20 protein-coding genes and 1 pseudogene are annotated in these 19,110 nt (G+C 48.6%); 9 read left to right on the top strand and 12 right to left on the bottom strand.

Going from position 1 to position 19,110, the window contains the following annotated elements:
- Nucleotides 1-81 precede the first annotated feature (81 nt).
- On the top strand, nt 82-537 hold the full coding sequence (locus SC127_RS10035; RefSeq protein WP_332626403.1) for a GNAT family N-acetyltransferase: 456 nt from the start codon (nt 82-84) through the stop codon (nt 535-537).
- Nucleotides 538-679: 142 nt separating this feature from the next.
- Here SC127_RS10035 and SC127_RS10030 read toward each other — a convergent pair whose 3' ends face one another.
- A complete protein-coding gene (locus SC127_RS10030; protein WP_215844749.1) occupies nt 680-1,162 on the bottom strand; it encodes a glutathione peroxidase in 483 nt (160 codons plus the stop codon).
- Between the two features lie 577 nt (nt 1,163-1,739).
- On the opposite strand from SC127_RS10030, the gene SC127_RS10025 reads away from it, so the two are divergent.
- Entirely contained in the window at nt 1,740-2,804 is a 1,065-nt protein-coding gene (locus tag SC127_RS10025) for a mechanosensitive ion channel family protein (RefSeq protein ID WP_215844751.1), read from the top strand.
- Nucleotides 2,805-2,932: 128 nt separating this feature from the next.
- Here SC127_RS10025 and SC127_RS10020 read toward each other — a convergent pair whose 3' ends face one another.
- On the bottom strand, nt 2,933-3,721 hold the full coding sequence (locus tag SC127_RS10020; RefSeq protein WP_332626111.1) for a sulfite exporter TauE/SafE family protein: 789 nt from the start codon (nt 3,719-3,721) through the stop codon (nt 2,933-2,935).
- Nucleotides 3,722-3,829: 108 nt separating this feature from the next.
- Here SC127_RS10020 and SC127_RS10015 point away from each other — a divergent pair, with 108 nt between their 5' ends.
- A complete protein-coding gene (locus SC127_RS10015; RefSeq protein ID WP_332626109.1) occupies nt 3,830-4,597 on the top strand; it encodes an AraC family transcriptional regulator in 768 nt (255 codons plus the stop codon).
- A 390-nt stretch (nt 4,598-4,987) separates the two neighbouring features.
- Here SC127_RS10015 and SC127_RS10010 read toward each other — a convergent pair whose 3' ends face one another.
- Entirely contained in the window at nt 4,988-5,452 is a 465-nt protein-coding gene (locus SC127_RS10010; protein WP_332626107.1) for a nuclear transport factor 2 family protein, read from the bottom strand.
- Nucleotides 5,453-5,549: 97 nt separating this feature from the next.
- Between SC127_RS10010 and SC127_RS10005 the strand changes: the two genes are divergently transcribed.
- Entirely contained in the window at nt 5,550-5,951 is a 402-nt protein-coding gene (locus SC127_RS10005; RefSeq protein WP_442955742.1) for a winged helix-turn-helix transcriptional regulator, read from the top strand.
- 28 nt (nt 5,952-5,979) lie between these two features.
- On the opposite strand, the gene SC127_RS10000 is transcribed toward SC127_RS10005, so the two are convergent.
- Nucleotides 5,980-6,870, bottom strand: a complete 891-nt coding sequence (locus SC127_RS10000) for an AraC family transcriptional regulator (protein ID WP_332626105.1) — start codon at nt 6,868-6,870, stop codon at nt 5,980-5,982.
- A gap of 138 nt (nt 6,871-7,008) precedes the next feature.
- Here SC127_RS10000 and SC127_RS09995 point away from each other — a divergent pair, with 138 nt between their 5' ends.
- The 3 genes from SC127_RS09995 to SC127_RS09985 all read left to right on the top strand — a co-directional run bounded on the left by SC127_RS09995 (nt 7,009) and on the right by SC127_RS09985 (nt 9,223).
- On the top strand, nt 7,009-7,752 hold the full coding sequence (locus SC127_RS09995; RefSeq protein ID WP_243079533.1) for an SDR family NAD(P)-dependent oxidoreductase: 744 nt from the start codon (nt 7,009-7,011) through the stop codon (nt 7,750-7,752).
- Between the two features lie 14 nt (nt 7,753-7,766).
- Nucleotides 7,767-8,168 carry a VOC family protein gene (locus SC127_RS09990; protein ID WP_332626103.1) on the top strand — a complete coding sequence of 134 codons (402 nt, stop codon included), beginning with the start codon at nt 7,767-7,769 and terminating at the stop codon, nt 8,166-8,168.
- Between the two features lie 71 nt (nt 8,169-8,239).
- Complete coding sequence (locus SC127_RS09985) at nt 8,240-9,223, top strand: saccharopine dehydrogenase family protein (RefSeq protein ID WP_332626101.1); 984 nt, start codon at nt 8,240-8,242, stop codon at nt 9,221-9,223.
- 1,028 nt (nt 9,224-10,251) lie between these two features.
- Here SC127_RS09985 and SC127_RS09980 read toward each other — a convergent pair.
- The 8 genes and pseudogenes from SC127_RS09980 to SC127_RS09945 form a co-directional block, all read right to left on the bottom strand.
- A complete protein-coding gene (locus tag SC127_RS09980; RefSeq protein ID WP_009089453.1) occupies nt 10,252-10,542 on the bottom strand; it encodes a Bor family protein in 291 nt (96 codons plus the stop codon).
- 201 nt (nt 10,543-10,743) lie between these two features.
- Nucleotides 10,744-10,878: pseudogene (locus tag SC127_RS09975) on the bottom strand (molecular chaperone DnaJ); the annotation flags it as partial.
- 349 nt (nt 10,879-11,227) lie between these two features.
- Nucleotides 11,228-11,605 carry a hypothetical protein gene (locus SC127_RS09970; protein WP_332626099.1) on the bottom strand — a complete coding sequence of 126 codons (378 nt, stop codon included), beginning with the start codon at nt 11,603-11,605 and terminating at the stop codon, nt 11,228-11,230.
- Between the two features lie 607 nt (nt 11,606-12,212).
- Nucleotides 12,213-12,632 carry a bleomycin resistance protein gene (locus SC127_RS09965; RefSeq protein ID WP_332626098.1) on the bottom strand — a complete coding sequence of 140 codons (420 nt, stop codon included), beginning with the start codon at nt 12,630-12,632 and terminating at the stop codon, nt 12,213-12,215.
- Nucleotides 12,633-12,846: 214 nt separating this feature from the next.
- The gene (locus SC127_RS09960) at nt 12,847-13,557 is read right to left on the bottom strand and encodes an ArsR/SmtB family transcription factor (RefSeq protein WP_332626097.1); all 711 of its coding nucleotides are present in this window, start codon (nt 13,555-13,557) and stop codon (nt 12,847-12,849) included.
- Nucleotides 13,554-13,946, bottom strand: coding sequence for an amino acid-binding protein (locus tag SC127_RS09955; protein ID WP_332626096.1), 393 nt, complete (start codon nt 13,944-13,946; stop codon nt 13,554-13,556). The genes SC127_RS09960 and SC127_RS09955 overlap by 4 nt, the downstream gene beginning before the upstream one ends.
- The gene (locus SC127_RS09950; RefSeq protein WP_243079525.1) at nt 13,939-14,262 is read right to left on the bottom strand and encodes an antibiotic biosynthesis monooxygenase family protein; all 324 of its coding nucleotides are present in this window, start codon (nt 14,260-14,262) and stop codon (nt 13,939-13,941) included. The genes SC127_RS09955 and SC127_RS09950 overlap by 8 nt, the downstream gene beginning before the upstream one ends.
- Nucleotides 14,263-14,546: 284 nt before the next feature.
- Nucleotides 14,547-15,278 (bottom strand): aspartate/glutamate racemase family protein, encoded by a 732-nt coding sequence (locus SC127_RS09945; RefSeq protein ID WP_332626399.1) that lies wholly within the window; start codon nt 15,276-15,278, stop codon nt 14,547-14,549.
- Nucleotides 15,279-15,703: 425 nt separating this feature from the next.
- On the opposite strand from SC127_RS09945, the gene SC127_RS09940 reads away from it, so the two are divergent.
- Nucleotides 15,704-16,606, top strand: coding sequence for a pyridoxal-phosphate dependent enzyme (locus tag SC127_RS09940; RefSeq protein WP_332626095.1), 903 nt, complete (start codon nt 15,704-15,706; stop codon nt 16,604-16,606).
- Nucleotides 16,607-17,314: 708 nt separating this feature from the next.
- Nucleotides 17,315-19,015, top strand: coding sequence for a hypothetical protein (locus tag SC127_RS09935; RefSeq protein ID WP_332626094.1), 1,701 nt, complete (start codon nt 17,315-17,317; stop codon nt 19,013-19,015).
- The last annotated feature ends 95 nt before the right edge of the window (nt 19,016-19,110 follow it).

The raw sequence follows: 19,110 nt of genomic DNA, 5'->3' as shown, positions 1-19,110 counted from the left end.
ATTCACTATCATCCATTGAAGGATGATGCACTTACCATCAGCATTTTCTATCCTGCGGATACTTATACGAAAGGTAACGGCATGATCACAGTAGAAAAATCAGATCCACATTCTCCAGATTCTCATTATTTAACAGAAAAACTGTCAGCAGAGCTTGCCACCATTACCGGTGATAGTGGCAAAAGCAACTTCACATCAGACTCAATGAATGGGGACAGATCACTGTGGGCACTGGCAAGAAACATAAAGGGCGATGCGATAGGATGTGGCGCTATCCGACCGCTAACAGGGAATATAGCGGAACTTAAAAGGATGTTTTCAGACCGGAGCGCTCCAGGTATTGGTAATGCTTTACTTACTTTCCTCGAAACTTCCGCGAAGAGCATGGGATATACCGAACTCTGGCTTGAAACCCGGCTTGTTAACCACAGGGCAGTACATTTTTATAAGAAAAATGGCTACGTGCGCATTGAGAATTACGGACCATACATAGGCCGGGAAGAGGCTGTATGTTTCTCTAAGCCATTACAAGACTGACATAAAGCTTACTCAACCTGAGCCCCTGTTAGTGCAGCGTGCGCATGTCAGCTATGAGCGAGAAACGGATGATAACCTCTTACGGTTGTAATTAGTTTTCCGGAAGCTCCCTCAAAGGAAATAGTGTGATTGACAGGAAGTATTAGATTTCAAGTGCAGCAAGGATCGCGGCTTCCATTTTTTCAGGGGTGGAGATCGGTGCGAAACGCTTGAGCGGTTTGCCATCGCGTCCGATCAGGAACTTAGTGAAGTTCCACTTGATCCGCCCACCCAGCACGCCGGGCAATTCGTCTTTCAGATAACGAAACACCGGGTGCGTTAAGGCGCCGTTGACCTCCACTTTCTCGAACATCGGGAAGCTCACACCATAGTTAATGTGGCAGGTCTGCGCGATTTCGTCAGCACCGCCGGGTTCCTGCTTACCGAACTGGTTGCAGGGAAAACCTAGCACCACCAGACCCTGGGCGGCGTACTTCTTGTAAAGCGATTCAAGGCCTGCGTATTGTGGCGTAAATCCACAATGACTGGCGGTATTAACGACGAGAACCAGCTTGCCAGCATAGTCGGCCATAGGGATGAGCTGGCCACGCAAACTGGTGGCAGTAAATTGATGAAAGGTGGTCACGTCGGAATCCTCAAAGCAGAATCAGTTCAACATTGAAATTGCCACGTAGCCCGGAGCTGCAAGGGCACACGGCGTGGTTTGTGGCGAGGCTTAGGTCGGCAACCCGCTCCTTCAAGCGAACTCTCCTGCTCCAGCTCTGCCTACTTCACAGCAAAGACAATCTGCGCTTCGGTAAATCGTGACTTTTTCATCGGCACAACCACCGCTCAGAAAAGTGAATATCATGCCGAAATTCTGTTTCTGAATGGAGCAGTATTTCGGGGCAGGGCCAACCTGACACTGATATCCGCTTCTGGCACTTCTCGGCTAGTCTGTCCGTTTTGTGCCAAAAGCTGACTTTAACACGTTGAAAAAGCAAAAACGGTGAACAGAACCCATACTGAACTCATCGTACGCAGGAAGCGTTAACCAGGAATTACCCGATGTTTTTCATGTCCTGAGGAGGCCAGTTTATTATATTTTTCATATACTCATGCGCGTGAATTAGCTAATCCGCAGATAACCAGGAAGAGAATGGTTACTGTTTTTTTGACTTGTCTGACAACGTAAAGTTGTTGGCTGAATATAAGGGAAAATAATGCCATCGTTATTTGGTGAGTTATCTGGCACTCCATCATGGGTGCCTGCTGTATTGCTCGTCACTCTCTCACTCGCACTCGGTTTTCTGGCGCGATTTATCCTTCTCAGATTCATCCGCTACTGGCAGAGTCGTGATAAGAAGCTATTCAAATCACTTGAAAAGCACCTTCGTGGATCAATGTTTCTTTTCATTCCCTTATTGTTAATAAGCGTAGGGGTTAATTATGTAAACATTCAACCTGACTCACTTAATTTTATTACAACAACCACTCATGTATTTATTATATTATCCTTCTGCTCCGTTTTGATTCGATTGACTAATGTTGCGCAGGATATGCTTTTTATACGTTATGACATTAATCTTTCGAATAATCTTCGCGCCCGTAAAATTCGCACTCAGATAATCTATGTTAAAAAAGTCGCTATCGTCGTACTCGTGACATTCTGTGTTTCTCTGATTTTACTCAGTTTTCCTGGTGTTCGAAAATTCGGCACTACAATTCTGGCGGGTGCCGGGGTTGCCGGAATAATCATTGGTTTTGCCTTACAGAAATCCCTTGTTAACTTGTTTGCCGGAATTCAGATAGCCTTTACGCAGCCGATAAAAATTGATGATGCTGTGGTCGTTGAAAAAGAATGGGGCTGGATTGAAGAGATAAACCTGACCTATGTTGTGGTGCGTCTCTGGGACCTGCGCCGACTGGTGTTACCCATCACATACTTTACAGAAAATGCGTTCCAAAACTGGACACGTAATAACGCACAAATTTTAGGTTCTGTTTTTCTTTACGTTGATTATTCCATGCCGTTAGATCCTCTCCGAGCGCATTTTGAAAAAGTTCTCAGTGAAACAAAGCTCTGGGATCAACAAACTCAGGTGCTCCAGGTTACTGATACGAGTGAAAAAACCATGACTATCAGATTATTGATGACCGCTCAGAATTCCCCCATCGCCTGGGATTTACGCTGTCACGTTCGGGAAAAAATGATTGAGTTTATTCAGCAAAATTATCCCCAGAGTCTTCCTCACGTGAGGGCTACCCTGACCGATTCCGGTATTTGACAGTTCGAGAGTTGAGTAATTAAGCGCTCTCGTTTTTATAGGGTGGAACGTACAGCGTCTATAAGCATGCGGCACAAGCATCAGGACCGCTGTACCTCCGCTCTTCCCTCATAGTGCACGTTATATGCTTACAACAGCATAGCCAGCAGCACGACGCACAACAGCAGCACATAGATTCTCGCATGCCAGACATCGGGGACGACTGGGATCACTCGGCGGGTAAACAGAATGCCCATCCAACCCGTCAGCACCAGTAAGCCCATAATTTTCAGGCTGATGAAACCCAGGAAGCCCTCTGCCGGGATTTTTTGCCAGCCGCTCACCGTATAAGTTACGGTGCCGCACAGCGCCACCGGCAGCGAAAGGGGATTGGCCGCGCTGGTGCAGTCTCGCATCGCATAGCCGTGTCGCCGCAGCAGCGGCACCGTCATAACGCTGCCGCCGACACCCAGCAATGCGGCAATGACACCAATCACTATCCCGCCGCCAGTCACTGTTGCCAGCGATAAACGGCGCGGCGCGCTGCCGCTGAAGAAACCTTTGCGCAGCAGGCAGTCGCCAATCGTCAACAGCATATAAAGGATAAACAGTACGCGAACCCATTCTTCGCTCAACAATCCTGCCAGCCACGAGCCAACCACTGCGCCCGTGGCGATGAACCACAGCAGCGGCAGACATGCCTGCGCTGAGATACTGCCCGCACGCCAGTTTCGATAGCTGACCCAGCCTGCGTTGAATATCATGACCGCCGTCGAGGTGGCGACGGCGATATGTAATGCATTCCCTGTCATATCAGGCTGATGGCGCAGCAGCTGATAGACAAAAGGCACCACAACGAAGCCGCCGCCGAAGCCAAACAGCACCGTTGTGATGCCAGTGGTGAACCCTGCCAGAGCAATAATAAGGATGTCGTTCAAAGGAATGTTCCGCTATGAAATTGAACCCGCAGCTTATCCCCCTTACGCGCCACTTCCCATTTGCGCAGCGCTCAACTACCCTTGCAAACCGGTCAGAAGGAGGCAAAAGTGCGCAACGTGAGCATTGACAATGTTGATAGTCTGGCGCGTGACGTGGTCGCGATCGGCAATGATTATGCGCAGGGTTTTTTACTGCCTCTCCATCGGCATCGCCGCGCGCAGCTGTTGTATGGCGCAACCGGTCAGATGCATGTATCCACCCGTGACGGGGAGTGGGTAGTGCCGCCACAGCATGCGGTGTGGATCCCGCCTGAAACTCTGCATGCGGTAAAGTTTGTCGGCGTGACGACGCGGAGCCTGTATATCGCGCCCGAATGCGCGGCGCGCCTGATCCACCGTAACCGCTGCGACGTTATCAGCGTCTCGCCACTGTTGCGTCAGTTACTGCTTGAGGCTGTCGATTTGCCTCCGCTCTATGAGAGCGAGCACGAATGCGCGCTGATGAACCTGCTGCTACTGGAACTGGCAGCCATGCCAGCGCGCGAGTTCGATATTCCATTGCCGCGGCAGCCTGCGCTGCTGGCGCTGTGCCAGACATTTCTACTCGCGCCAACTGTCCACGATCCTGCTGAACGCTGGGCCAGGGCGATGTTTATGAGTGCCAGCACCTTTCGCCGCCATTTCCTGCAGCAGACCGGCATGTCATTTTCCGCCTGGCGCCAGCGGGCCTGCGTGGTCAGCGCGCTGGCAATGCTGATAACGGGCAAGCCGGTGAATGAAGTGGCATTGTCGCTTGGCTACGACAATGGTTCATCCTTTGCGACTATGTTTCGCCGCGTGACGGGCCAGCCTCCTTCGTTCTATCACCCGGCTTAAGACTGCAGGCACTGAGTAAAGCCTGCACTCAAAGCGCCTGTATTACTCCTGCTCTCTACAGCCGCGCCAGGCTCTGCCGATTCTCTGTATATGCGCATGATCGTTTTTGTATTGGCGGCAAGATGCGCCTTGCGCGGAGCAGCGTAGGGATGCGACCGTCCGCTTTGTGCCAGAAGCGGACATCAGAATGATTATATAGATATCAAAATCTATTGAAGTGGCCCTGATTGTGTCATTAACCTGGAATATGAAACATCCTTCTTTTCTTTTAACGATGGATGATTTAATGCTCCTTCATCCACCGTTGTTTTAAGATAAGGCACACACAATAAAGATTTCAGTACATTTGCATATCTCAGAAATTCTGGTTATCCAATGTTCCGGTAAACCTTAGACTCCTGCCAGCACTGTCGGGTCACCCGTCCTCCAGACATTATCAACTGTGACCCGGCATATGAACCAGCCGTCTTGTTGCTTTAAAAGTTCAACGTCATAACGATTTTTCATCAGATAGTGGCGTGAGGGATCGGATTCAGGCAAGTGCTGTGCTTCCACAATCGCCTCCAAATATGCTTTATCTCCATCGATAGTTACACGTGGGTTCGTCACTGAATGAGTGGTGACAATCGGCTTAAGCGAATTCAGCAATGCATCAGCTATCGTTTCTTTACCCTCCAGGACAGGATATTCAAAACCCGCTTTAGCTCCCGCAGGGCGGAAGTCAGACACCGCATCTTCAGTGAAGGCCCCTTTAATTAACTCCGGGTCTTTGAGATCAATTCCTGCCGCATATCGGTAAAGCGAATCGACGATAGCAAGCTTGTTTGCAACATTTTCACTGAGTGATACTGACATAATTTGCTCCTTATGATTGGTGATTCAGATGGTATACTGTGGATACCTAGTGTCAATTAGGCACCTTTTTTCACCCAGGTATACGGAGGTAAACTGTATGTCAGCAAACAGCAGGCAAGCGCACAGTCCGGAGTATTACCCCGGTCATTCATGCGAGGACAAGGCTTCAGGCCGGTTATTACTGGATCAAATAACTGACAAGTGGTCTGTCTCAATCCTTTTCGCTCTGTGCAGCAAGCCATTGCGGTTTAACGAGATAAAGCGGTGCATGGATGGCATTACCCAGAAGTCACTGACTCAATGCTTACGCCGTCTTGAACGAAACGGCATAATTGCCCGTCGCGTCATTCCATCGTCTCAGATTGCAGTTGAATACAGCATTACCCCTTTGGGACGCACTCTGGAAGCGCCGTTTCAGGCGCTATTTAACTGGACCATTGAATACAGTTCTGACGTGACACTTGCTCAGGCTGAGTTTGATGCCAGGACAACCGAATAAAATTCTGGCAGGCAATCTTCACATTGCGCTAATTGCGAGCATGGCTGAGGGAGATTTTTTTCAAATCAGCTGAGGGCGGTAATCCAAATTGTCTTGCGTATTCCCGACTAAACTGAGTGTGGCTTTGATAGCCCACCGATAGCGCGACATTCATAATATTTTCGCCCGATGTGGCGAGCTTAAGCCGGGCATGCATCAGGCGAATTTGTTTCTGGTATTGTACGGGGCTTAAGGCAGTTATGGCGCGGAAGTGGCGGTGAAAAGCGGACACGCTAAGCGCTGCCATTTCAGCCAGATCCCCTACACGTATGGCTTGTGTGTAGTTTGTCTTAATCCAGTTGATCACCTTGTAAATCCTTGCAAGGTGGGTTTCAGGCGTTGCGATCTCCCTTAGCATCCATCCAAGGGGGCCCTGTAGTACACGAAAAAGAATTTCCCGTTCATACGCCGGAGCCAGAGCGGCAATTTCATCAGGCTTTCTGATAAGGGACAGCATTCTAATCCATGCATCCAGTAATTCCCGGGTGACTGGCGCTACTGAAAATCCTGAATGATAGAGATAAGCGTCACCAGTGCCGGGAATCTTGTCCAGCAGATCGGCAATAATTTCAGGCTTGGGCGTCAGGCTGACAGCCAGATAAGGTGCATTTGTAACGTTATCAGGGAACACATTTCCTACTGCGGGTAAGTCTACTGACATGACAAAATAAGTAGCTGGATTGTAGTTTAATGTCCTTCCGCCAACAGTCATGCTTTTTGAACCTGTCAGGATCAGATTAATCATAGGCTCATAAACAGCAGAAAGTCTGTGCTCAGGAATTTCTCCCTGCACCATTGCTACCCGGGGAATTCCCGTCTCTGTCCGCTGATTTCCGGCTCCGGATGCCAGTTCTCGTAGTTCGCGTAATTTATTTTCCATCAGCGATTGATAACACGTCTCCGTTACCCACAACAACATAAAAGCAGAATCGGGCAACAATCAAAGAGGATCGCATAAGCCAGCGATAATCCCGGTGCGTAACCTGTGTAGCGTATTCTTTCACTTACAGGAGCCATCATGAAACACGTTCTGATTACCGGGGGCAGCAGGGGAATTGGTGCCAGCACAGCGATCGAGTGTGCAAGGCGTGGATTTGGCGTCATTCTGACGTGGAACAACCAGGCTGAATCAGCGCAATCCGTTGTCAAGAGCATCCAAGCCTCCGGTGGTAAAGCCATTGCTATGAAGCTGAATGTTGGCGACGTCGGTAGTTTTGATGAGTTCCGAGCTGCACTTGAGCGGGTGATGAAAGCACAATGGAATACAACAGGTCTTGATGGCCTCGTAAATAACGCCGGCTACGGACTCTTTAACCCCATTGAAGCCGTAACTGAGGAGCAATTTAATGGCTTGATGAATGTGCATCTCAAGGGGCCATTCTTTCTGACACAGAAGCTGCTGCCTCTTCTGCGCAGAGACTCCTGCATTGTCAATATCACAAGCGCTACCACGCGTGTCGCCACCGCTGGTGTCGCCCCTTACGCAGCATTTAAGGGGGGGCTCGAAGTCCTGAGTCGCTATATGGCGAAGGAATTTGGCGAACGCGGGATTAGAGTGAACGCAGTATCACCTGGCCCCATCCGCACTGAACTTGGCGGTGGGCTTAATGACGAATTTGAATCTCTGCTCGCTTCACAAACTGCGCTGGGACGCGTTGGTGAGCCTCATGAAGTCGCTCGGGTGATTGCCTCTTTGCTGACGGACGATGGGGGTTGGATCAATGCGCAGTCAATCGAGGTTGCGGGTGGCTATAACGTCTGATAAAGGAATTTATTTTGCTTGATCATATTTTTATCTCAGTCAGTGACCCTGTACGTTCAATCGCATTTTATGAGCGCGTACTGCCTGTTCTTGGCATCGTAAACCGCCATGACTATGACGGTGCACAGGGGCCTCACGGACACCCTGACCTCAAAGGATTTGGTGCAAATGACCGGATATTTTTCTGGCTCAGGCAGGGGACTGTTTGCGCTGATGCTGTCCACGTAGGTTTCATCGCAGAATCGGAGTCCATGGTTAACGCGGCGCATGCTGAAGCTCTTGCTGCTGGTGCAACCGAAATTCACCCGCCGGGAGCACAGAAGCATTATGACCCCCGTTATTACGCAGCCCAGGTCAGAGACCCAGACGGATATAGCATTGAGTTTGTCTATAAAAGCTGGCAACACAATCCATAAGCCGTACACGCTTACTATATGAACTCAGATGCTAAACCAGCATAACGGGTGCACTGTTACACAGGATGAATATGAAAACTATGATGATCTATGGCGCTACCGGGTATACAGGAAGCATGATTGTTCAACACGCATTAGATTCGGGCATACCGGTGACTATTGCAGGCCGTAGTGAAGATAAACTTGTCGCTATGGCCAGTGAGCTGAACTTACCATACAAAGTTTTCTCTCTTGAAAATCCGTCTGAAATAGATGAGGCGCTGGCAAATGTTACGGTATTGCTCAACTGCGCAGGGCCTTTTGCGTACACTGCCGATGCCCTGATAAACGCAGCGGTACGCAATAAGATTCACTATCTCGATATTGCCGCAGAACAGGACAGTTACAGGCTGGCTGAAGCCTATGAAGAGGATGCGAGCGCTGCAGGCGTTATGCTGCTACCGGGGTGTGGAGGATCGGTAGCAATGCTGGGGTGCCTCGCAGTACATGCCGCAGAACGGGTAAAGTATCCTGTAAGCATTTCTCTGGCACTGAACGTGGCCGGATCAATGTCACGGGGCTCAGCTGTGAGCGCGATGGAGAATTTATCGCCTGAATGTCTCATAAGACTCAGTGGACAGCTGGTGCCAAAGGACCCCGGCGAACTGAGATCTTTTGATTTTGGCAGTGGTGCACGAGAATGTTTTCCAGTAACCCTGCCGGACCTGGTCACTGTCTGGAAAACAACGGGCATCCCTGACATCTCTACATTTGTACACGTTAGTGGGATTGGGTTTCCACAAGGGGATTTATCTACATTACCCGATGGCCCTTCAGCAAAAGAGCGTGAAAGCAGTCGTTACCAGGCTGTTGCCGAAATAGTAGACGCTGAAGGAAAGACAGTACAAATGCTGCTAGACACGGTTAATGGATACAGTTTTACTGCGATAGCCGCAGCGGAGGCAGCGCGAAGAGTGCTGGCGGGAGATGCAAAGCCTGGTTTCCAGACGCCCGCAGACTTATTTGGGAAACATTTCGCGGAAACCATCGCAGATACGCGTATCACTCAGCTGTAAGCCTTGTGTCCTAAATAATTTGAGGGGCCAATGAATGTTGGCCTACTGAAAATGTCCTGTCTTCATATCCTAAACATTTTTGATGTACTTCTTATTCCTGAGCTTTAGCACTTCCAGGAACATTCATTGTTAAACGCCAGCCTCAAAAGATTTTCAGCGTCCGCTGATCGCTCTTAGCAGACCTTGCCCTGCCGCATGTCCGCTTTGTGCCAGGAGCGGACATTGCTAGCATTGGAATGCTCAAATCTGTGGCGAGCAGATGACAGTGCATAACCATGCAGCCGCATCGAAATCATCAGAGGCGTTTTTCAGGATTCTGGCCGGGGAAAGGTGCCTGAAACGGCCCGCACGCGCCAGAGTTGCGCTGAGGAGCTATACGGCGGGGCAATAGCACTGTTATGTTAAATCTGCCAGGGTGGCAGGGTGCGGTGCGAAAAGGGCGGCAGCTGGCTTCGCTTGTGCGGCGGAACGTTCCTTACCAGCCTTAAAGGGTGACGGTTCCTGCTGGTTCCGGTCACAGTAAGCCGTTCTGAATCTCACCCCTGATTCACCCCGCTTTAGATGGCGGTTTTTTTTGCCTTCGGGGAATAATGAATTTTACTGAATGTTCACTGCGCGAAGCCGATAAATATGTAGCCCTCACCAGGGTGACCTTTGATCACTGCAAAGCAGATTTTTGTTTCTGACGGCGCTTAATGCGCCGTTTTTTTTGCGCTTTGCAGACGCAGGTAAAAACGTGTATCCCGCTACTGGCGGGCTTTTTTGCTGGCATGCGCAACAGGGAAGATATGTTTGAAATTATGAAAATATTCAGTAGTCATTAGTGTATGTCCGCTTCTCGCTCAAAACGGACTGACATGCCTCAACAGCTTACCACTGCTTTTACCAGGCTGGACGACGTTGCCTGAACTCGTTTCGAGTAACGTCGTCAGCAGGCAAGCCGCGCAGCGGTACGACAGCAGAATTTAATAGTTACAATATTTAATAACAGGCGCAGGATTAGGCCGGCGAACCGGCCTGAGGCATTATCAGATGGCGCAATAAACGCGCGCTTCACGTGGCGTGTAGATACCAAACGTCACCACGCTCAGTAAGCCATTAACAAACGTCTGCTGCACTTCAACCCGACTAACTTTTTCCTGGCCGCCGCACACCTGCGCTGCATCAATACTCTTACGCTGACCGATACCTGAAACAAAGAACGGCTGGCTAGTGGTTTTCGTCGCCGCGCCAACTTGATTCTGTTTCATTACGAAAGTCTGCTGCGCACAGCCGGTTAAACTCAGAGCCAACAACGCCGCAACACAAAGCTTGTTCATAAATATCCTTATCGCCTGAAATGAAAAAATAAATGCTGAGTGAAATCATCACTCAGCCAGCAATCAGGTTATCGACAACGAAAGCGGAAACATGAGAAAGATTTTTGAGTACGCCTAACGGATACGTTTTGCTGAATAGTACAGCAATAAAAAAAGCCCCTGCACAGCAGGGGCTTTTTATGTTTACCGCAGCGTTTCCGCTTAGCGAGTCAAATCGTAGAAGAACTTTTTGACGCCATCGAGAAAGCTTTTTGAATGCGGACTGTTCTTCTCGCCCGCCGCACCACCAAAGCTCTATTCCAGCTCACGCAGCAGCGACTTATGCTTCTCGCTCATAGCGGACCCTGGCCTGCCGTCAGTCCGCTTTGTGCCAGAAGCGGACGTTGCGAACATTGTGCTATGTTGTTTTACGGGTAGCAGGATCAATGATCCGGAATGGCACATTACGATTAAAAGCAGAACCAGCCCAAGTTCCGTACCTGCAGTATCCGGTAAAGTAGAAGGGCAAACAGTCCGGTTAAGCCAAGACCCGGTATATCCCGGAAGGATATACTAAAGAAATAATTCAAATGACTGTATCATTTAAATAAAAACCCTGATTATTCTCAGGAAATTAAAACTAAACTGGCAGGGGTTATATTGCACCTGATAATCATGAGCAAAATTACAACTTAATTATCAAACGTTAATGTAGATGCGGATTATTGTCGTTGCGCTCAGGCATACCATTTTGATTAAGTTGTCTTGGGCAAGTCTTAATTGCACAACGGTGCGCATAACTACATTGGTCTTTTTTCAAAAATTTCTCGCAGCCCGTATAGGCCTTCAGAGAGTTCCAGGCGGTTTTCGTATGAAAATCTGTCTTTAACGCCCTGATAAGCTTGATTGTTTCTCTGCCTTCAAACATAAACTTACCCTTGCTTAAAAGAATGTATTTCCCCGGCGTCAGGTCCTCATCGTACTCATGCCAGATAATACGGCACACTTTGTTATGATTCATAATCAATGAAAAAGATGTGGCTGTTTCGGGACTGATGAGCGTCTCCAGTAAAAACCATTCCATATTGCCTCCTCGGTCAGTGGGAGGTGGAATTTATATCAATATGAACAGGCTGTAAGATTTGAAAAGTAAAAAATTACTAAGAGACCAGCATTATTTTATTTAACAGTCTTGAAAAAATTTTGTTACCTGATAGTTCCCACTGTAAGAAAATGGAGTCATTTATTTTAAACTTAATGCATGTGTAAATATACAGTACCTCATACACTTAACGTAAAACATTACGCATGGCTTTTCTTTAATCTTGATTAATCAACACAAGGAAAAGTCGATAACTTTCTTGATTCAGATCAAATTAAGTTTGAAAGTTATGTTATGTATAATTTGACCTGTAACAAACAAATTGTGCATTTGTTATCCGGAAGACACAGTTTTAAAAAAATATATTCATCCGGAAATATCTTCATTAATACTGATTAACCGAAGACAGAATACTTGCTTCTGGTACTGTTAACAGTCAGGCAGGGTGTCAATATCAGTGACTTGCATCGTCAGCTTAACTTTCTCTTCAGCTTTTTGTACGGGCAAACGTTTAAATCAGCAATGTTATACCATTGCATATTCCGTTCAGTCGTAGTTGCTTAAACAGGCCGGAGGAAAAGCAGGAAAATCACTCAATATATTGGCTGAAACGCAGAAGATATCCATCCGGATCCTGCACCAGAAACTCTCTCTGGCAGGCTATCGTTTCTCCGGTACTGTAGTGGTTATCGCGTAAAGCCCGAGATAGCGATATGCCATGTGCGAGTAAACGCGCAAGTATTTGCTCAATATCGTCCACTTCTATCTGGAAATTAACGCCACGACCTAACGGTTTGACGAGTTCTGATGTGTTCCATCCTTCAGCATGATACTGCTCAAGCATGATTTGCGCCTCACCGAGGCTGACATAAGCAAAATCAGGATCGCTACGTTTTATCACAATGTTGAAGCCAAGCACATCAACATAGAAGTACAGGGAAGCAGGAAAATCCGTTACGGTCAGTTCGGGAACCATACGGTTCCAGTAGGGGTCTTTCAGGTCAGCCATTGATATCATCCTTTTTGACTGGCATAGCATACATCAGGCGGCTTTGTGTAAGACGATGTTATGCGGTAAGTCCGGTGGCCATATTGTCTGACTTACAGTGCGAGAGTTTATGCTGTGTTTGTCAGGCTGCATTAAAGCCCGACTGAAATCAAAACAGGTGAATCAGAGTAAAGCGGAATAACTGGCGAAAAAGCAGCCTGCACGCAATTAAGGATCAGGTTAAATCCAAACTGAACTGGCGACACAGGGCAGTTCTGCCTCTGTCGGTCACGTTCACTTCGCGATATCCCGGCGTGCGGGCTACCCATTCTTTCTGCAGAAAAAGCGTCATCAGTGCCGAACCGGCATCCCCTCCCAGATGAAAACGTCTTTCGCTCCAGTCGAGACAGGGGCAGCAGGATTTGCGACGCGGGCGTGAGTTAAGCACTGCGCCAAGATTCTGGAAATGAGATTTTCCGTCTGGCGTCAGCGCAGTGCCGTCAGCCTCAAGCCATTTATCCTGCAGCATAAACTCATAAATATTGACAGCAAGTTCTCCCGCCAGATGGTCATAACAGGTGCGTGCATAACGTAGGCAGACGGGCGTGCGAGACACCGGAGAATTGAACGTATGCATGGAAATCCCCATCAGGTTTTCCAGCAGTCCGGCGATATGGTGGCCCGCAAGGCTGTAATAGCGGTGACGGCCCTGAGTCAGGCAAATAATCAGCCCGTTGCTGAGAAGCCGGCTGAGATGTCCGCTGGTTGTCGATGCGGCAATGTCAGCCACAGCGCTGAGTTCAGTGGCTGTCCATGCGCGCCCATCCATCAGGGCACACAGAATACTGACCCTCGACGGGTCAGATAGGGCAGAAGCAACCTGTGCCATAGATTTTTCCAGAGAATCATCCGGCTCACTGTCGCGTTCAGTTTTTAGACGTTTCATTCAGGGAGTATTGCCCATTGTTGGGTTACTTCAGCTGCCCGGCTATCGTCATCCGTAATCAGAATAAGCCTGTTACTGTGATCGCTGTACTGTACCAGAATGTTAATGCCGTTCCTGGCAATTACTTCAGCTATGTCTCCAAGCTCACCCGGGCGTTTCTGAGGTAATTTTCTTATCAGAGGGCGGCACACATTGCTGACGTCAAAACCGGCATCAGTCAGAACCTTACGGGCTTTCTCACCGTCTTCAACAAGGAAATGCGCGTGTCCGGCTTCTGGCGTCGAAAACACGCCTCCTCCCTCAAGGCCGACACCATTTGTGCCCAGCACACTTCCCAGTGAGCCAAGAGAACCTGGAGTATTACTGAGAATGACGTGAATATCATACATGCTGATGCGTTCCCTTATCAGATGAGTAATCACGGAATACACTGGCAACGCGTATTCTGTAAAACGAGAAAATTGACTGTTTACCTTCTTTTTGTGCTGCCAGGTGCATAACGTTCCGCTTCCACTCAGCCACGGAATCTTCATCCTCCCACCATGACAAAGAAAGGATTTTTCCGGGCGTAGTCAGACTCTGGAATCGTTCAATGGAAATAAAGCCCGGCGTGTCTGACAATACTGGTTTCAGCTCGGCAGCGAGCTGAAGATACCGTTCCCGGGACTCTGGTAAGGCATCCGCCTCAAAAAGTACTGCAATCATTTGTCTGCTCCGTCGTTGATTTCCGGTCAGCTTATTGCCAACAAAAGCCTGATGCTTCGGCCTTCACCGAAGTATGTCTGTTTCGTGGAAATCAGAATTGTTTAGACGGATGAAGTCTCACAGAAAAACGGACAAAAGATTCAAGGTCTGCAACGATTTATAGACTGGGCTGATTTACTTGCGATTAGTCCATACGTAGTGATATTCGAAATCTCCGCTTCTGGCATGTGGCTGCCAATATGCAAGGTTTTCAGGTCGGCTATGAGTGAAAATCGGACATCAGTTTAGCCGGTATTATTGGTGTCGCCTGTAGTTTTCCCGGACAGTCGCCTGTAGTTTTTGATGGTCGCATTGGAAAGGCTTGCTGCCGTATCCACAATGACAAAGCTGAAAGAATTGTCATTTATCAGGGGACTAAGATCTGTACATGCGATAAGAAGAGCCTCCACCTTATAACTTGCCACTAAAGACATTAAGTTCTGCCACTCTGCCTTTACATCAGGCTCGTGAAAGCCTTTTGTTTTAACCCGACCAATCAGCGATGTGGTCATTTCACGAAGTAGAGGTGAATCAATAATCTTTTTGCCAGTAGCTTCAATCCGCGCCTGATAGAAACCCGCTTCCAGCGTGGGTTCTGTAGCCAGTACAGCTAGCCTGGTTGCTTCTACAGGCAACGACTCAAGTGCACTGTCTGCGATATGCAGAAGTGGAATACCAGAGCTCGCCGCCTTCATTTCGGCAAAGTAGCAGTGCGCAAGGTTACAGGGAACAGCTATCAAACTCACTTTTGCTCTGACGAGTTCGGCAATACCCTGCTGCAGGGCTGCGATCATCGCCTCATCATCAATTTTCTTGCCCGGCCAGAAAGGTGTAGGCAACGAGATGATATGCATTTTGGGAAAATCCATATCATATTTCGCTCCGTACCCGATCTGGCAGTCTGCCACCAGCATATCAACAAAGGGGGCTGTGGAACGGGGTCCCATACCTGCAAGCACACCTATAGAAACAGTCATCAACAGTGCCTCCTTTCAACATTTTCTTTCAGTTAACAAATGATCGCTGAGTTGCTTAAAAATTACAGATTTTTGATTTTTATGCTTATTTTAAAGGGCTGATTATAATTTTTGATCTGCTTCTCGTCAGAGAAAAAATCGTCATGCGAATAATGTCTTCATCAGCAGTATAAGGACTTGCTCAGTAAGACGCGTTGTCCATGAGCAGTGAGCTGGAACAGAGTGCCAGTTATCGTGAAGAACTGATTCTGATCAGCCACAGGTGAGAACACATCGGTGGAACACGGCTATATATCTGTAACCAGCCCAATCAGTAAGAGGTGTATCCACCGCGTTTTGCTAATAAATTTTATGATGTCCTTCTGAAAAGGCTTCGGGCAGAACAGCAGTTACGCTGAGAGATGAATTCATAAGGAATTAAATAAATGGAAATAAGCATTCGGACCCCTTTGATACATTCCCTTTCTTTAAGTCAACACAGTGGATGCAATGTCTGGCTGAAGATGGAGTCTTCCCAGCCCACCGGCTCTTTTAAACTCCGGAGCGCGGGGCATGCCTGTTGCCATTATGCCAGTAAGGGCGCTACAGCATTTGTCAGTTCATCGGGCGGAAATGCCGGAATTGCGGTGGCTCACAGCGGTCGCAAACTGGGGCTACCGGTAACTGTCGTTGTACCGGAAACCACGTCAGCCAGAGCAAGACAGCTTATTGAACAGGAAGGGGCCAGGCTCATTGTGCATGGAAAAGTATGGAGTGAGGCTAACGATTATGCCCTGTCACTGGCGACGGATGAAATCATCTATATCCATCCATTTGATAACCCGCTTTTGTGGGAAGGTATCAGCACAATTGTGGATGAGGTCATCAGTGAGGGGGTAAAACCTGATGCCGTTATTCTGTCCGTCGGCGGCGGAAGCATGCTGTCCGGCATAGCGCAGGGCCTGGAAAAAAATCAGCTTGGTCACATTCCGATTTATGCCGTTGAAACCCACGGCACTGCCTCCCTTAACGCTTCGCTTAATGCCGGTAAGTTGGTGCGTCTTGATAAAGTCAGCGGCATAGCCACGACGCTGGCCGCAAGCCAGGTGTGCGAAAACGCGTTTAACGTGGCCAGTCGCCTGGATGTCAAAAGTATGCTGGTTTCTGACGCAGAAGCACTGCATGCCTGTCGGCATTTTCTTGATGACCATCGCGTGCTTACTGAGCCGGCATGCGGTGTGTCACTGTCACTCTTGTACGAAAACAAAATCCGTTTTAAACCTGCCGATAATGTACTGGTTATTGTTTGCGGTGGGGCGTCGGTCACTCTGGAAGGGATCGCGGGATGAAAGAAGAACGGAATGAACATACCGGCGTTCACTCCAAAAGGGGCGGCTGATCTGCCGCAATTGATTAACATATCATGATGCGAGGTGAGGCCGCTTGTGGCACAAAGCAGACATGCAAGCCACGGTACGCGATAAGTAAAAAATTAAACTGCTTCGTAGGTGCATCCTGAACTTTTATCATTACCTGCAGGAAGGCACCTATTCACGCCTTAGACTTCGCAGCAGCCTATTTCCTATTAGCAGTATCCCTATCTCCTGTTAAAACCAAAACACAACCAACCAACTGATTAACATAATCATTTCTATGGCTGCGTTGAGTTTATCAATTCATTTAAATCATTTTTAACAAAAAAACGGGGCAGATGTTCGCGATGCTCTGTTACAAGCCACCTCGCTAATATAGCACTTTTTGCTCAATAATTTTCTTTACGAAACAAGCTGTTGAAATTCGTTTGTAATCGCATTCATTTTAAGGGTGATAAATGCTGATTTAGATCAGTTTAACCGCATAATTTTAAGCGTAGATTTCGCAACTTAAGCGGTTAACCTCTGTGTTTTCAATTTGTGTAATCGCTTTCATTTTTGGCATGGGCTGGCATTACAAAAGCTAGCGATTAAGCCTTAAAGAGATGTTTTTAAGTAAGTTAATTTAATCTAAAAAATATCATCGGAAATCTCCGTTCTCCGGCCCAGTCTCAGGAAACAGAAATGAACACAACAATCAAAACGCTTGCTCTTTTCATCGCTACATTCTCATCTTTTAGCACTCTGGCAATTAATTACAGTAACGTTAATTATCAGGATATTGAATCGTTACGAAGCGCCCTGAATAACGTGGTGAATAGTCATACCTCTAGAGATGCTGCCCGTGCGGCCTTAAATAAGATGAGCCCTGACTCACTTGAACAGGCCAAGCTATCAATCAAGGATCCACAGGTGCGTAATGTTATGGATCAGTTGCTTGAGGGCGTACTTGAAAACAATGGTAGTCTCCAGGCACCCAACACCAAAACAACAGCAGTTATTACATCCGACGCAAGCACACCTATCAGTCAGGCAGTTATCGATAATTCATCAAATCGTCATGCCTTAAATCCCAATGCTATTGCGCAGGTTACGGTCAGTAATCAAGGCTGGACTCAGAATAACTATCGGCAGGGCTATGACAGTTGGTCTGGTGACGTACAGAGTACGCGCCCCGCAGTCAGCGCTTCACAAATGAAAATGGATGCTTCTACCGCGCAGCAAAATACAATCAGCGAGAATAAACAAAATACTGTCGCACAACTTGATCAGCGCGACGCAGTAAGCCACCGATTAAGTGCCCAGGCAAAAGAGCAGATCACTCATAATCTGCGATTCAACAACTTAACTGCTTCAAAACTGGAAGGGCAAATTCAGCAGGCTGACCGGGAAAACAGTGAGCATGAAGCGGCGATGAAAGGGGAGGCGCTGACAAAAGCCAACCAGCAGCGCACCCGCCAGCAGGTGCTTGCGGGCGGCGTGGCAGAGATCAACGCAGAGATGCAGCTTGAAGCTCAGGCCCGCGGCGAGGCGCTGACAAAAGCCAACCAGCAGCGTACCCGCCAGCAGGTGCTTGCAGGCGGCGTGGCAGAGGTCAACGCAGAGATGCAGCGCGAGGCTCGGGTCCGCGGCGAGGCGCTGACAAAAGCCAACCAGCAGCGTACCCGCCAGCAGGTGCTTGCGGGCGGCGTGGCGGAGGTCAACGCAGAGATGCAGCGTGAAGCAGAGATCAAAGGCGCAGCACTTGCACAGTCAAATCGCGATCGTATCGAAGCAGAAAACACCGCACTGAATGCCGCCCGTATTGCCTCTCTTGCGCAACACGAAGCTGCTGCGGCAGAGACAGCTCACCTGGCTGCACAAAAGTCACTGGCAGCAGACAAAGCCCAGCGCGAAGCTCAGCAGGCTCAAGCCGCATTAACATCGGCTAAATATGCCGGTGTTTCTGAAGGCCAGGCACAACAAGCTATGCGTGACCTGACTGCCGCCAAATATGTCGTAGTCAGTGACAATATCCAGATAGCGCACGAGCAAATTCAGGCACTGGAAGCGGAAGTAGCGGCCAAATCTGCAGCGGCAGCAAAAGCGCAGGCTGAAGCTAAAGCCGCCGCGCTGGCAGCGCAAAATGCCCTGAAAACACCCGTGGTTGGTCAGCCAACGCCAGTGAGTATTATGCCAGCCGTTGTGACCAATATTCCTACACCTGTCATTGCAAAAGTTTTTTTGACGGAAGGTTCGCACAATAACGGCGGCCATCACAAAGGCCCACATCAAAATGCAGCGTCAACCCGCAACAACGGTAACAGCAATGCCCACGGCTCAGCGATGGGTGGCCGTGGACAGGGCGGCCAGCGCAGCGGACATAGTGCCGCGGGTAATTTTTGAGGCTGGGATAGAAGTGGACTCGCAGTCAGACAATGCTTACTCACACTAATTATCGTTGTCATGCACTATTTATAGCCATGTCGAAAACGTGCTGA

Source organism: Pantoea sp. T14 (assembly GCF_036663535.1).
Lineage (GTDB): Bacteria > Pseudomonadota > Gammaproteobacteria > Enterobacterales > Enterobacteriaceae > Pantoea > Pantoea phytostimulans.
Note: the sequence above shows the minus strand (reverse complement) of the source record. Positions and strands in the feature narration are given on the sequence as shown.